The organism is Inquilinus sp. CA228 (assembly GCF_052078665.1).
Classification (GTDB): Bacteria; Pseudomonadota; Alphaproteobacteria; order DSM-16000; family Inquilinaceae; genus Inquilinus.
Genome location: NZ_JBQJIK010000077.1, coordinates 1 through 13510, shown reverse-complemented (window position 1 = coordinate 13510; position 13510 = coordinate 1). Strand labels below are relative to the sequence as shown.

The following is a 13510-nucleotide window of genomic DNA, read 5'->3' as shown; positions in this document are numbered from 1 at the left end:
TGCCTCAGCCGGCGTCCTCGTCGGCCGGCGGCTCGTCACCGGCCTCGTCGAGAAAGCGCAGGAACGCTGCCCGGTCTCCCGCGGCTGCCCGCTTCCGGAAGAATTCCTCCGTTTCGAGCGCCGACAGCTTTTCGGCCACGGCGACATTGATGAATTGATTCAGGCTGGTGCCTTCAGCCGCCGCCAAGCGCTCCGCCGCGCTTTTGAGCGAAGGCTGAAGCCGCAGCGCGTAGTTGGCCTTGCTCATCCGATCCTCCTCAGCAGCTCTGCAGGCGAGACGATCTGGATCCCGAACCGATCCGCCGGTGCGAAATGCCCGGCGTTGAAGGTCACGATACAGTCCGCCCGGCCATTGATCGCCGTTTCCAGGACCATTTCGTCCGCCACGTCGCCGAGCTGCGGCCGCCACAGATAGTGCAGCCTCACCGGTGCGACCAGCCCGGCAAGATAGTCCAGGAACCCCGCGACCGCCTCGGGCGTCAAGCGGGCCGCCAGCAAGTGCTCGGGCCTGCACAACACGGCTTCGTACTCCAGAAAGAGCGGAACGCTTGCCAACATCCGAAAGCGTCGCTGATCGACCGCACGGAGAAGCGCGTTGGAGGCGCTCATCCGGCTGCGACGAGCCGAAACCAGAATGTTGGTGTCGAGAACCGCTCGTATCATCAACTATCATATCATATCACGGACGATATGAAACCACGATCGCCCACTCACTGCGCCGCCTGGGCCGAGGCGAGCTGGCGCGAGACCAGCTGGGCGTAGAGCCCGCCGCGGGCCAGCAGCGCCGCGTGGGTCCCGGTCTCCGCCACCCGGCCCTCGTCCAGCACCACGATCAGGTCGGCGTCGCGCACGGTCGACAGGCGATGGGCGATGACGATGGTGGTGCGGTCGGCCTGCAGCCGGTCCAGCGCCCGGCGCACCGCCTGCTCGTTCACCGTGTCGAGATGCGAGGTCGCCTCGTCCAGGATCAGCACCGACGCGTTCTTCAGGAAGGCGCGGGCGATGGCGACACGCTGGCGCTGGCCGCCGGACAGCGCCGTGCCGCGCTCGCCGACCGGCGAGTCGAGCCCCTCGGGCAGGGTCTCGACCAGCTCGGCCAGCGAGGCGTGGCCGATCGCGGCTGCCAGCTCCGTCTCGCTCGCCTCCGGCCGGGCGATCAGGATGTTGGCGCGCAGCGTGTCGTTGAACAGGTAGGTGTCCTGGGCCACCAGGGCGATGCGGCGGCGCAGGTCGTCGAGACTGTAGTCCCGCAGGTCGGCGCCGTTCAGCATGATCCGGCCCTCATCCACGTCCCAGAACCGCATCAGCAGCTGCGCCGTGGTGGTCTTGCCGGCGCCGGAGGTGCCGACCAGCGCCACGGTCTTGCCGGCCGGGATCTCGACCGTCACCCCGGCCAAGGCGCGCCGGCCCTGGCCGGGATAGGTGAAGCCGACGCCCTGCAGCGCCAACGCCGCCGGGCCGGCATGGTCCGGCACGCCCGGCCCGTCGACGACCGGCACCGGCTCGGCCTTCAGCCCGTAGATGCGGCGGGTGGCGCCCAGCGTGTCGGCCAGCTGGCGGCCGACCTGCGCGATCTCCGACACCGGCAGGAACGCCGCCATGGCCAGGATGGTCAGCAGCGGCAGCAGGCCGGGATCGATCGCGCCATGGGTCGACAGCGCGGCGCCGGTCACCACCACGGCCAGGCCGCCCAGGCCGGTCAGGATCTCCAGCAGGCTCTGCTGCCGGGTCAGCTCGGCGAAAAAGGGCAGGCGCAGCCGGATGAAGCGCTGCGACAGCGCGTCCAGCCGGCCGCCCCGCGCGCTTTCCTGCTGGAAGGCGACGATCTCGCCCAGGCCCTGCACCGAGTCGACGGCGAAGGCGCCGAGCTCGCCGGCCGCTTCCCGCGACTCGGAGCCGAGCTTGTCGACCCGGCCGCGCATCAGGAACGGGCTGATGGCCACCGCCAGCAGGAAGGGCAGCAGCGCCAGCGCGATCCACGGGCTGGCCCAGACCAGCACGGCCAGCACCGCGGCCGGCACCAGCACGGCGACGAAGGCCGGCGCCACGGTGTGGGCGAAGAAATACTCCACCAGCTCGATGTCATGGGTGACCAGCGCCATCAGGTCGCCGGTGCGCCGCCGCACCAGATAGGCCGGGGCCAGGGCGTCGAGCTTGCGGAACACGTCGGCGCGCATGTCGGCGAGCAGGCGGAAGGCCATGTCATGGGCGATCCAGGATTCCAGCCAGTGCAGCACGCCGGACAACGGCGCGACGACGGCCAGGGCCCAGAGCAGCGCGCCGTAAGGCTCGCCGTTCTTCAGCGCCAGCAGCACCAGGGCGCTCAGCACCCCGACGCCGATGAAGCTGACGACGCGCAGCACGCCGAAGGCGAAGGTCAGGGCCAGCTTGCCCTTCCAGGGCATGGCCAGCGTCATCAGCTCGGCCACCAGCCGGCCCCAGCCCAGCCCCTCGGCCTTAAGGATGCCTTCGGTCTCGGACTTGGCCGCGGCGCTCGGCGCAGTCGGCGCCGACTCGGCCGTGCGGGCCGCGATGGGAGCGTCGATGATCGTGCCGGCGGCGGATTCGCGCGCCTGCTCGGCCATCAGCCCGGCGTAGACACCGCCCTGCTGCATCAACGCGGCATGGGGGCCGCTCTCGACCACCCGGCCGCGGTCCAGCACCAGGATACGGTCGCAGCCGATCACGCTCGACAGGCGGTGCGCCAGCACCAGGGTGGTGCGGCCCTGCATCAGCCGGTCCAGCGCCTCCTGGATCACCGCCTCGTTCTCGGCGTCGACCGCCGACAGCGCCTCGTCCAGCACCAGGATCGGGGTGTCGCGCAGCAGGGCGCGGGCGATGGCGACGCGCTGGCGCTGGCCGCCGGACAGCTTCACGCCCTTCTCGCCGACCACGGTCCTGTAGCCCTGCGGCAGCGACTGGACGAAGCCGTGGATGTTGGCGGCGCGGGCGGCGGCCTCGACCTCGGCCTCGGTCGCCTCCGGCCGGCCCATGCGGATGTTGTCCTCGACCGTGCCGTGGAACAGGAAGGTGTCCTGGTTCACCACCGAGATCATCGACCGGATCTGGCCGAAGGACAGGCCGCGCAGGTCGTGCCCGCCCAGGCGGATGGTCCCCGCCTCCGGGTCGTAGAAGCGCAGCAGCAGGCGCACGATCGACGACTTGCCGCCGCCGGACGGGCCGACCAGGCCGATGCGCTCGCCGGCCCGGGCCTCGAAGCTCAGCGCCTCATGGATGGTGCGGCGGGTGCCGGGATAGCGGAAGCGCACGCCGTCGAAGGTGATGGTCGGGTCCAGCGGCCGGGCCAGCGCCGCCGGGGCCGCATCCGCCACCTCCGGCGTGTCGTCCAGCACCTGGTAGATGCCCTGGGCGGCGGACAGGCCGACCATGCCCTGGTGCAGCACCGACCGCAGCTCGCGCATCGGCCGGAAGATCTCGACCCCCAGCATCAGGATGACCAGCAGCGCCGACAGGGCCATGGCGCCGGACTCGACCCGCCAGGCGCCCAGCGCCAGGGCAGCGGCGGCGCCGCTGGCGATGGCGCTGTCGGTGATGCCGCGGGCCAGCACATTGGTCCCCAGCACCCGCATAGTGCTGCGGAACACCGACTGCGCCTTGAGCTTCAAGGTCACGGCCCGCGCGCCGCTCTGGCCGAAGGCCTTCAGCGTCGCCAGGCCCTGCACCGAATCCAGGAACTCGGCGGCGAAATCGGCATAGACCTGGCGCAGCTGCAGCGAGCTGCCGGTTTCGCGCCGGTGCCACAGCGCCGGACCGAACAGGGCGATCAGGGCGAAGGCCAGCATCACCGCCGCCACCGGCAGGTCGACGAAGGCGATGGCGGCGAAGATCAGGATCGGGGTCAGCAGCGCGATCAGGAATTGCGGCAGGAACTGGCCGAAATAGACTTCCAGCTGCTCCACCCCGTCGATCAGCGACAGGGTCAGCGCGCCGGAGCGGCGGCGGGCCACGGTGCCCGGCCCCAGCGCCGCGATCCGGTCGAAGATGGTGCGGCGCAGCCGGGCCTGGACGCGCGACGCGGTCTCGTGCGCCACCATCACCCTTCCGTATTCGGCGACGCCGCGCAGCACCATGACGCCGGCGATCAGGACGATCGACGGCACCAGCTCGGCCAGCGGCCGGCCGGCGAAGACCTGGCCGATCAGCCAGCCCAGCAGGGCCAGCCGGGCGACGCCGAGCGCCACTGAGACCAGGCCGATCCCGACCGCCCAGGCGATGCGGGCGCGGACCCCTTGGGTGAACTGCCACAGGCGCGGTTCGAAATGCATCACGCATTCCCTCTGATGAAAAGACGCTGCCGGTCGGCCCCCCTTGGATAAGTCAGGCGTCGGATGGGTCGGGCCGGCCCCGACCTGACGATAATGTGAACGCTGGTGAACGGAATTCGACAAATTCGAGGATGGGCTGTACGTTTCTGTTCAGGCACATCGGTGTGGGAGAACGGGCCATGGCCGCCGACTGGGACGATCTGCGCGTGTTCCTGACCCTGGCGCGCGAGGGCAACCTGACCGCGGCGGCGCGGCGGCTGCAGGTCAGCCACCCCACCGTGGCGCGGCGAGTGCGCAGCCTGGAGGAGTCGATCGGCGCCCGGCTGTTCGACCGGCTGCCCGACCGCTTCGTCCTGACCGCGGCGGGCGAAGAGCTGCTGGCCGACACCGAGGCGATGGAGCGGGCGGCCGAATCGATCCAGCGCCGCAGCGCCGGCCTCGGCGACACCGCGCATGGCACGGTGCGGGTCTCGGCCGGCGAGGCGATGACCGGGTTCCTGGCCGACCATCTGCCGCGGCTGCGGCGCGGCCTGCAATGCATCGAGATCGAGCTGGCGGCCAGCCACATGCTGGCCAACCTGTCGCGGCGCGAGGCCGACCTGCTGATCCGCGAGCAGGTGCCGGACGTGTCGAGCCTGGTGGCGCGGCGGCTGGGGCGCGTCGAGTACGCGATCTATGCCGGCCGCGGCCGCGAGGTGCCGGACACGACGCGGGAGGGGCTGCGCGGCGCGACCTGGGCCGGCTTCGACGAGGAGCATGCCTACATGCCCGGCCAGGCCTGGGTGGCGGAGCTGCTGCAGGGCGCCCGGCCGGCGGTGCGGGTCAACAACTGGCTGGTGCTGCAGCAGGCGGTGCGCAGCGGCGAGGCGGTGGGGCTGCTGCCCTGCTATGCCGGCGATCCGGATCCCGGCCTGCGCCGGCTTCGGCCGGTGGTGGAGGAGGTCGGGGTCGACCAGTGGCTCTTGGTGCATCGCGACCTGCGGGCCCTGTCGCGGGTGCGCCGGGTGATGGATTCCCTGGTCGCCCTGTTCCGTGAACGGCGCGACGAGCTGGAAGGCCGGCTGCCTCAGGAGGTCGCGACGCCTTGATCCTGACGCCGCCGGCGGATGAAATGGGGCCATGCTGGTGAGCGACAGATCCACGACGAAGGCAAATCCTAGTCCCCCTCCCGCAAGGGGAGGGGGGACAGGAAAGGGATACGCTCCCGGGTTGTTCGCCCGTCTCCTGCCCCTCCTCGCCCTCCTCCTGGTCGCCGCCTGCGGAGCGATGGTCCAGCCGATGGGCGCGTCGAACGGGGCGCCGCGGCTGGAGGCCGACGCCGTGATCGCGGCCGACGGCTATCGCCTGCCGCTGCGGCACTGGGGGCCGGTCGAGCGGCCCCGCGCGGTGGTGCTGGCGCTGCACGGCTTCAACGAATACGGCCGGGCCTTCGACGATCCGGCGCGGTTCTGGGGCGCGTTGGGCATCGCCACCTATGCCTATGACCAGCGCGGCTTCGGCGACACCGCCGGGCGCGGCATCTGGCCGGGGGCGGAGACGCTGGCCGCCGACGCCGCCACTGCGCTGCAGCTGCTGGAGGCGCGCTATCCCGGCGTGCCGGCCTATCTGCTGGGCGAGAGCATGGGCGGCGCGGTGGCCATCCTGGCCGCGACCGGGCCGGACCACCCGCCGATGGCCGGGCTGATCCTGTCCGCCCCGGCCACCTGGGGTCGGCAGAGCATGGACACCATCCCGCGGGTGGCGCTGTGGCTGACCCGCCGGCTGATCCCGGCGATGACCTTCACCGGGCGCAATCTCGGCGTCCAGGCCAGCGACAACGTGCCGATGCTGATCGCGCTCGGCCGCGACCCGCTCTACATCCGGGCGACCCGGGTCGACACGATCGACGGGCTGGTCGATTTGATGGGCCGCGGCTCGGACGCGGCGGCGGAGATCCCGCAGCCGACCCTGGTGCTGCTGGGCGAGCATGAGCAGGTGCTGGCGCCGACCTCGGTCAACCTGCTGCTGCGCCGCCTGCCGCGACGGCCGGACTTTGTCGTCGCCTCCTACAGCCGCGGCTGGCACTGGCTGCTGCGCGATCTCGGCCGGCGCACGCCGCAGCGCGATGTCGCCGACTGGATGCTGCATCCGGGGACCGGCCTGCCCTCGGGCGCCGAGCTGCGCGGCGAGGCCCGGCGTGCCGTGGCCGACGGCACGGTCGCGGCCTCCGATCAACAGGCGTCAGGCGGGCCTTGAGCTATTCGGCGGCGGCTTCGGCCGGGAGCGGCAGGCGTACCGGGCTGAACACCTCCTGCTCCTCCGACACGCCGCGCAGGCTGAACCGGCCCATCGGCTCGGCCTCGACCCCGACGGCGCGGCGGAAGGCGTCGGTCATCAGCGGCCGGCGGCCGGTGATGCGGCACAGCGCCTCGACCCGGCTGGCCAGGTTGACCGCCGGGCCGATCACGGTGAAGTCCAGCCGGTCGGCGGCGCCGATATTGCCGTACATCACCTCGCCGATATGCAGCGACAGGCCGTAGTCGAGCGCCTGCCGGCCTTCCTCGACGCGCTTGACGTTCAGCGCGGCCATGCCGTGCTCGGCCACCGCGGCGGCGGCCAGGGCCTTGGACGCGGCGTCCTGCACGCCCTGCTCCTCATCCACCGGGAAGATCGCCAGCATGGCGTCGCCGATGAACTTCAGGATCTCGCCGCCGGATTCCTGCACCGCCGCGGCCATCGTCTCGAAATAGCTGTCGAGGGAGGCGACGATCTCCTCGCGCCCGACCTTCTCGCTCATCGCGGTGAAGTCGCGCAGGTCGCAGTACCAGATCGCGGCGTGAAGCGATTCCGACATGCCGCGGCGGATCTGGCCGTTCAGGATGCGGGCGCCGGCGTCGTGGCCGACATAGGTGTCCAGCAGGTCGACCGCGGTGGCGCGCAGGGCATGGATCTCGATCAGCCGGGTCAGGATCGGCATCAGCCGGTCGACCCTCTCCAGCGCCGCCTCGCTGAACCCGCCCTCCTCGCGCGTGGCGAAGGAGATGGCGGAGCGGCGCCCGCTGGTGAAGGCGAGGCCGAACAGGGCGTAGTCGGTCAGCCCCTCGTCGCGGAACTCCTCCAGCACCGGGAAGTCGAGCTGCGCCTTCGGGCCGGTCAGGCGGCGGCGCAGCGCGTCCGCGCCGTCCTCGATCACCACGCGGATCGGGCTGTCCTGGTATTCGGGCGAGTTCCGGTTCTCCCACAGGCCGCGGCGCCGCTCGATCGCGCCGGTGCCGCGCCAGATATAGGCGGTGCCGAAATAGAGCGGGTGGAGGGCCGGGATGATGGCGAGGCCGCGCGTGACCGGGACGTCCTCGGCGACCAGGCGGTTGCAGAATTCCTCCAGCAGCTGGCCGATGTCGCGGATGCCCGGCGCCTCATAGAGCAGCCAGTCCAGCGTGGGTGAGCCGGTACAGCTCGTCATCGGATTCTCTTTCTCGATCACGACGCCCATGGTCCGCCCCTCGCAGCACAGCCTCCCTCATCTAGGGGTGACGCGTCCAGATTTCGAGTCAGGTCGTTACGATCGAAAGGAAATCCTGCCTTGCGCAGCGGGCCGGGGCGGTCTCAGCCCCATAGCGACGGCTCCGGCGGGTACACCGTGGCGCCGTCGTAGCGCAGGGCAGGATCGTGGTCCTGGGCCAGCAGCAGCGGTCCGTCGAGATCCACCAGTTCCGCCCCCTGGGCGACCAGGGTCGCCGGCGCCATGGCGAGGGAGGAGGCGACCATGCAGCCGACCATCACGGCGAAGCCGCGCTCGCGGGCTGCGGCACGCAGCCGCAGCGCCTCGGTCAGGCCGCCGGCCTTGTCCAGCTTGATGTTCACCATGGCGTATTTGCCGGCGCAGTGCTCCAGGCTGGCGGTGTCGTGGCAGCTCTCGTCGGCGCAGAGCGGGATCGGGCTCTCGAAGCCCAGCAGCGCGTCGTCCTCCGACGCCCTCAGCGGCTGCTCGATCACCTCGACGCCGAGCGCGGCGAAGGCCGGGCCGAAGCGCTCGAGATGGGCGATCGACCAGGCCTCGTTGGCGTCGACCACCAGGCGGCTGGCCGGCGCGTTGGCGCGCACCGCCTGCACCCGCTCCAGGTCACCGTCGCCGGTCAGCTTCAGCTTCAACAGCGGCCGGTGCGCCGATTGCCGGGCCGCCTCGCCCATCTTCTCCACCGTGTCCAGGCTCAGCGTGTAGACGGTGGTGACCGGGCCCGGCTCCGGGATCCCGGCCACGGCCCAGGCCGGCACCCCGGCCAGCTTGGCCTCCAGGTCCCACAGGGCGCAGTCGACCGCGTTGCGCGCCGCGCCCGGCGGCAGCAGCGCTTCCAGGCCGGGCCGGTCGGCACCGTCGGCGATCGCCTGGACCACGCTCTCGATCTGGGCCGCCACGCTCTCCAGGCTCTCGCCGTAGCGGGCATAGGGCGTGCACTCGCCGCGGCCGACCGCGCCGCCGGCGACGATCTCGGCGATCAGCGTCCGCGCCTCGGTGCGGCTGCCGCGCGAGATGGTGAAGACGCCGCGGATCGGCCACACCGCCTCGCGCACCGAAAGCCGGCGACCGGTCATTCGGCGGCGACCGGGGTCGGCAGCCGATCGACGATGGCGCCGACGCCGGTGCGCACCGGGTCGACCGTCGGCAGGCCGAAGCGGTCCTCGGCCTCCTTCAGCGCCCGCTCCGCCGCCTGCGGGTCGAGCGCCGAGGTGTTGAAGGCCAGCCCCACCACCCTGGCGTCCGGGTTGGTCAGCCGGGCGCAGCGCTCGTTCAGGGCGATGCAGTCGGCCAGGTCGGGCAGCGGGAAGTGCGGCAGGCCACGCATATGCGGCCGCCCGGGCTCGTGGCACATCACCAGCGCCTCGGCCTGGGCGCCGTGCAGCAGGCCGAGCGAGACGCCGGCATAGGAGGCGTGGAACAGCGACCCCTGGCCCTCGATCAGGTCCCAATGGTCGGTCTCGGCCTCCGGGGACAGCCATTCGGTGGCGCCGGAGATGAAGTCGGCGACCACGGCGTCGACCGAGACGCCGCCGCCGGCGATCAGGATGCCGGTCTGGCCGGTGGCGCGGAAATCGGCCTTCAGGCCGCGGGCCTTCATCTCGCGCTCCAGCGCCAGCGAGGTGAACATCTTGCCGACCGAGCAGTCGGTGCCGACGGTCAAGAGGCGCCGGCCCTGGCGCGGGGCCCCGGTGGCGACGTCGAAGTCGCGGTCCGGGTGGCGCACGTCGAACAGGCTGCGGCCCAGCGCCTGGGCGCGCTGCGCCACCGCCGGCAGGTCGGCGATGCGGTTGTGCAGGCCGGAGGCGATGTCCATGCCGAGTTCGAGCGCCCGCAGCATGGTGTCCTGCCAGGCCTCCGAGATCCGGCCGCCGCGGTTGGCGACGCCGATAATCAGGGTCTGCGCGCCCTTGGCCGCCGCCTCCTCCAGCGTCAGGTCGGGCAGGCCGCAGGTGGCGCGGCAGCCGTCCAGCCGCAGCTGGCCGACGCAGACCTCGCGGCGCCACTGCGCCACGCCATAGGCGGTCTTGGCGGCGAGCTGGTCGGGGGCATCCCCCAGGAACAGCAGATAGGGACGCCTGATATCCACGATGCGGGCTCCTCACCAACGATCGCCGCGAGTGTAGCGGGAATCCGGGGGCTGGCCAGGATCGGGGCTTCGGGATGTCATAACCAGCGGTGAGGGTCCGCGAGGTCAGTTCTGGTCCTGCTGCTGCCGTTTGTCCGGTGGCGGCAACATTATGCGATGGCGGATGCTCGGCTGGGCCTGGACGGGCACCGGCGGCGGCCCTCCTGGGAGTCCGGGAAAAGAACGAGCGTCCGCCCCGTCGGAGGAGTTACCTCTCCACCGTTGGAGCGGGAAAATTCGACAAACTAGCTTCCAGCGGACTCGGGCCTGGAACGGTTTGAGATGAATTCCCAATCAACCAACTGGCTTTCGTTCCATTCCCTCGCCGTCATTTCGTCCATTGTCCGAAGCTCGTACGCCGGCCGCTCAGCAGCAAAGCCGTCCGGCCAGACAAGTCCTTCGAGCAATTCGCCAACTGCCTTGTCAATCTCGCTAAGGCTGACCTCTCGTTGGCTCGGGTCGTGCAGCACGAACCAAAAGCCAACCGTGACATGTTCGGCTTCCCAGTTTGGAGCCCCTCGCACGCGGGTATAGCGAATTGACCGATAGGCCTTTCCAGCCGGCGAGCCGGAGCTCTTATGAGCACGGGCAATTTTCTTTTTTAACACATTTAAAACGTGTTCATTAAAGGCGTCCGGGAAGGCAAACCGGCCATGCTTACGCTGAAGCGCATCCGCAAGCCGCACACGGGCTTCATCAGTGGAAACGCCGACGTGGCGCGTGAGCGTGGCAAGAACCTCCTTTCGGAGGGACATCATCCGACCCAGATCGATTGCGAGATTCGGCTTTGGCGGATGCTCTAGAAGAGCTGCTCGAGGAGTACGCCCAGTAGCTACCTCGATGAGCGTCGCGTCGGAGAGCTCAACGAGTGGACATACGACAACCGACTCTTTGCCGGGGCCGAAGTTAACGATATCGCAGGTTTGAGTGATCACGACGAGGCCGGGGACATCCCAGGACCCGACAGTGAGGGCTCCACCTTCAAGTCCGTCCGCCTCGATAAATTGGATTGGCGCCAAGATGCAATCACCTTGGCGCCAATCCTCAAGTGCCTTTACCAGAGCGGCATCAGCCTCACCGGCTGGCGACATTCACTCTCTCCGCCGGATAGCCACGCGCTTCTTCTCTCCACGTAGCGCAAACTGCGCATCTGGATCGATGCTCTCCCCGTCCACGGCCAATCGGTCGAACCAATGCTGCCGGTCCGCGGATTTCCCAGGAACAAGCGGCGCCCATGTCGAACTTGGGCGAGCAGTTCCCCGGCCCAGCCGTTCGCAGACGAACGTGAATTCGCCCTGCTTGAGCAGTTCGATCCACGTCAGGCCATCACCAGCGTCCAGTGCGAGGAGAATGCGATTAGCCTCGGCGCTTCCGCGATCGACAAATTTCACAGCCGCATGGAGTCTGCCAAGACGAGCGAGATTGTCCTGGTTTATCTCGCGACCGAGAGTCCATCCATGCACCGCTTGACGAGTGCAACCCAGGGTGGTCGCAAGAGTCTCCCAACTCCAGCCAGTTAACCGCTTCGTCTCGGCCAGCATTCCAGGCACGTCAGTCGCTTGCGACGGCTCGTCGACTATAGGCTTCTCACTTGCCGTATGATCTCGCCATGGAGATGCGATTGAGTGTCGGAGTTCCAGTGCGCGATCGGGTGCAGTGGTGGTCCCTTCTCCAATGTCACGGCCGTTCCAACCCGTAAGCGATCGGAGGATAACCACAAAGCCACGGGTCCACCGCGGTTTGCGAGGGTCAATCTCCTCGTAAGCGCCGTAAGCTTTCGATTCCTTGGGACTCAGCGCGTGCGAAAAAGTCATGATTTGCCACCATAGGCAGATATGAATTTGTCGGTGGTTGCCCACCGGAAAAATGAGTACGCACGGGTTGCCAATGCAAGCCCAACTGCCTGAAGGCGAGCAGAATCGTACGGCACAGACTCTCGCCCATGCTCCTGGAACACGTCAAGATCCAGGAACCAAGATTGCTTATCAGCTGCGGGCATGACTGCCGGGTCGTGAGTGCCGTCGGGAGGCAGCAGGCCCCATCGCGCGAGAAGTTGTCCCTCTGCCACCTCACATAGGGTCTCGCTGATGGAGTGCTGAATATGCTCGCGCAGGTCGGATGTGACGAGCCCGAGCATCTGCGGATTAACCATCTCATCCATATCGTCCGAGTGCGGCGACCGGATGTGGTCGACATACCGAACACCGATCCGGTTGACGTGCGTCGGAGCGATCGTTCGCGCAAGTGCGTCAAGCACAGCCCGAAAGCGCTCCATGAAGTCCGAGCGAGACTCGTAGGCGGTCGTTTCCAGCGCAACGAAGTTTGAGGTCAACGAGACGCGCCAGATGCCCTGGTCGTCATAGAAACGCCAAATCTGATCGCGGCGAATGTCGGGCTGCATCCCGACGCCAACCACGACTTGGACTTCCTCGCCGGCGAACCTCGGATAATCGCCTCTGATCGCCTCCTGAAACTCGGCGATAAAGGCCCTCTTTTCGATGGAGACGATCTCTGCGAAGCGGACTTGCGCCACTACACGTGCGAGCGGCGCGGCGGCGAGGGGAATCTCCTTACGCTCCGCCCCGAAGAGCGGATCGAAGGTGTCGCGCATTTCCATTGGTGTGTCTCCCCGTGCGGAATCACGGTACATAATGTCAAGTAGGGCGTAAAGCCGAACATTAAAGGTACGGCTGTGTGCCGCTTCCGAACGACCATATTCATCATATCGAATGTAAAGTATGGCGTAAAGTGAACACATTGTAATGCAAGGGTAGCGTTGCGTGCGGCGCCTAGCAGCGACGAACAGGTATGGAGCGAAGCGTACGGCAGGGTTTGGCGATGCTCGGCATGGCGCCATTCGAAAGCGCCTACCGCTGCGGCAGCCTACTTCAGCAGGCGGTCGATCTCGGCCTTCAGCTCGGCATCGTCCGGCATCCGCCCGGCCGAGGCCAGCACGGCGGCGCGCAGGAACAGGGCCTGGGCCGCCAGCTCGTCGACGCCGTCCTGGGCCTGGGCCATGACCTGCTCGATCTGGTCCAGCCGCTCGGCCATGCGGTCGGCGGTGGTGCCGTCCAGCGGATCGGCCTTCGCCGCCTCGATCGCCTCCAGCAGGTCGGCGGCGACGATGCGCAGCCCCAGCCAGGCCGTCGCCGCCTCCAACGACTGCCGCGACCGCCGGCTCTCGCCGCTGCCCAGCCGGCCGATCAGGGGCGCCGCCGCGGCCAGGCCGCGGCGGGCCTCGTCGCGCGCGTCGAGGGCCTGGGCGGCCTGCACCAGCAGCAGGTCGGCGTCGAGCATCTGGGTCGATTCGGCGCCGTGCTCGAGCAGCGCCATGCCGACCAGCTCGTAACGGCCGGCCTGCACCGCCGGCATCTCGCCATTGGCGGCGTGGCCGCGCAGCCGGGCATAGAGTTCGGCGAAGGGATCCGGGGCCTTGGGCGCCGCGTCCGCCGTGGGCGCCGCGGTCACCATCGGCGGCTGCGGCCAGCGGCGCAGCGCCTCGATCAGCCGGGCGGCGACCCGGGCCGACGGCACGGTGCTGGTGTCGGCCGCAGTGGCCGGCTGGGTCGGGGCGATCGGGGCGGCCGGCGCGGGCTGAGC

At 69.2% G+C, this 13510-nt stretch carries 12 protein-coding genes; 2 read left to right on the top strand and 10 right to left on the bottom strand.

Going from position 1 to position 13510, the window contains the following annotated elements:
• Positions 1-4 precede the first annotated feature (4 nt).
• Genes ACTOWL_RS29900 through ACTOWL_RS29890 form a run of 3 tightly spaced genes read right to left on the bottom strand, consistent with a single transcriptional unit; the run spans position 5 to position 4286 of the window.
• Positions 5-247 carry a toxin-antitoxin system HicB family antitoxin gene (locus ACTOWL_RS29900; RefSeq protein WP_437378594.1) on the bottom strand — a complete coding sequence of 81 codons (243 nt, stop codon included), beginning with the start codon at positions 245-247 and terminating at the stop codon, positions 5-7.
• Positions 244-663, bottom strand: a complete 420-nt coding sequence (locus tag ACTOWL_RS29895; RefSeq protein WP_441324935.1) for a putative toxin-antitoxin system toxin component, PIN family — start codon at positions 661-663, stop codon at positions 244-246. The genes ACTOWL_RS29900 and ACTOWL_RS29895 overlap by 4 nt, the downstream gene beginning before the upstream one ends.
• Before the next feature lie 47 nt (positions 664-710).
• Positions 711-4286, bottom strand: a complete 3576-nt coding sequence (locus ACTOWL_RS29890; protein WP_441324934.1) for an ABC transporter ATP-binding protein — start codon at positions 4284-4286, stop codon at positions 711-713.
• Between the two features lie 179 nt (positions 4287-4465).
• Here ACTOWL_RS29890 and ACTOWL_RS29885 point away from each other — a divergent pair, with 179 nt between their 5' ends.
• Together ACTOWL_RS29885 and ACTOWL_RS29880 are read left to right on the top strand one after the other, a co-directional pair.
• A complete protein-coding gene (locus ACTOWL_RS29885; protein WP_441324933.1) occupies positions 4466-5374 on the top strand; it encodes a LysR family transcriptional regulator in 909 nt (302 codons plus the stop codon).
• Positions 5375-5495: 121 nt separating this feature from the next.
• Positions 5496-6521: an alpha/beta fold hydrolase gene (locus tag ACTOWL_RS29880; RefSeq protein ID WP_441324932.1), complete on the top strand. Its 1026-nt coding sequence runs from the start codon at positions 5496-5498 to the stop codon at positions 6519-6521.
• Between the two features lies 1 nt (position 6522).
• On the opposite strand, the gene ACTOWL_RS29875 is transcribed toward ACTOWL_RS29880, so the two are convergent.
• The 7 genes from ACTOWL_RS29875 to ACTOWL_RS29845 all read right to left on the bottom strand — a co-directional run.
• Positions 6523-7728, bottom strand: coding sequence for an adenylate/guanylate cyclase domain-containing protein (locus tag ACTOWL_RS29875; RefSeq protein ID WP_441324931.1), 1206 nt, complete (start codon positions 7726-7728; stop codon positions 6523-6525).
• Positions 7729-7871: 143 nt separating this feature from the next.
• Positions 7872-8858 carry an N-acetyl-D-Glu racemase DgcA gene (gene dgcA, locus ACTOWL_RS29870; protein ID WP_441324930.1) on the bottom strand — a complete coding sequence of 329 codons (987 nt, stop codon included), beginning with the start codon at positions 8856-8858 and terminating at the stop codon, positions 7872-7874.
• Complete coding sequence (dgcN, locus tag ACTOWL_RS29865; protein ID WP_441324929.1) at positions 8855-9871, bottom strand: N-acetyltransferase DgcN; 1017 nt, start codon at positions 9869-9871, stop codon at positions 8855-8857. Before dgcN ends, dgcA begins: the two co-directional genes overlap by 4 nt.
• A gap of 284 nt (positions 9872-10155) precedes the next feature.
• Positions 10156-11001, bottom strand: coding sequence for a hypothetical protein (locus ACTOWL_RS29860; RefSeq protein WP_441324928.1), 846 nt, complete (start codon positions 10999-11001; stop codon positions 10156-10158).
• Complete coding sequence (locus ACTOWL_RS29855; RefSeq protein ID WP_441324927.1) at positions 11002-11451, bottom strand: hypothetical protein; 450 nt, start codon at positions 11449-11451, stop codon at positions 11002-11004. It lies immediately after the preceding gene.
• Between the two features lie 269 nt (positions 11452-11720).
• Entirely contained in the window at positions 11721-12527 is an 807-nt protein-coding gene (locus tag ACTOWL_RS29850; protein WP_441324926.1) for a TIGR04255 family protein, read from the bottom strand.
• 266 nt (positions 12528-12793) lie between these two features.
• On the bottom strand, positions 12794-13510 hold a 717-nt coding region (locus ACTOWL_RS29845; RefSeq protein ID WP_441324925.1), incomplete at its 5' end, for a hypothetical protein.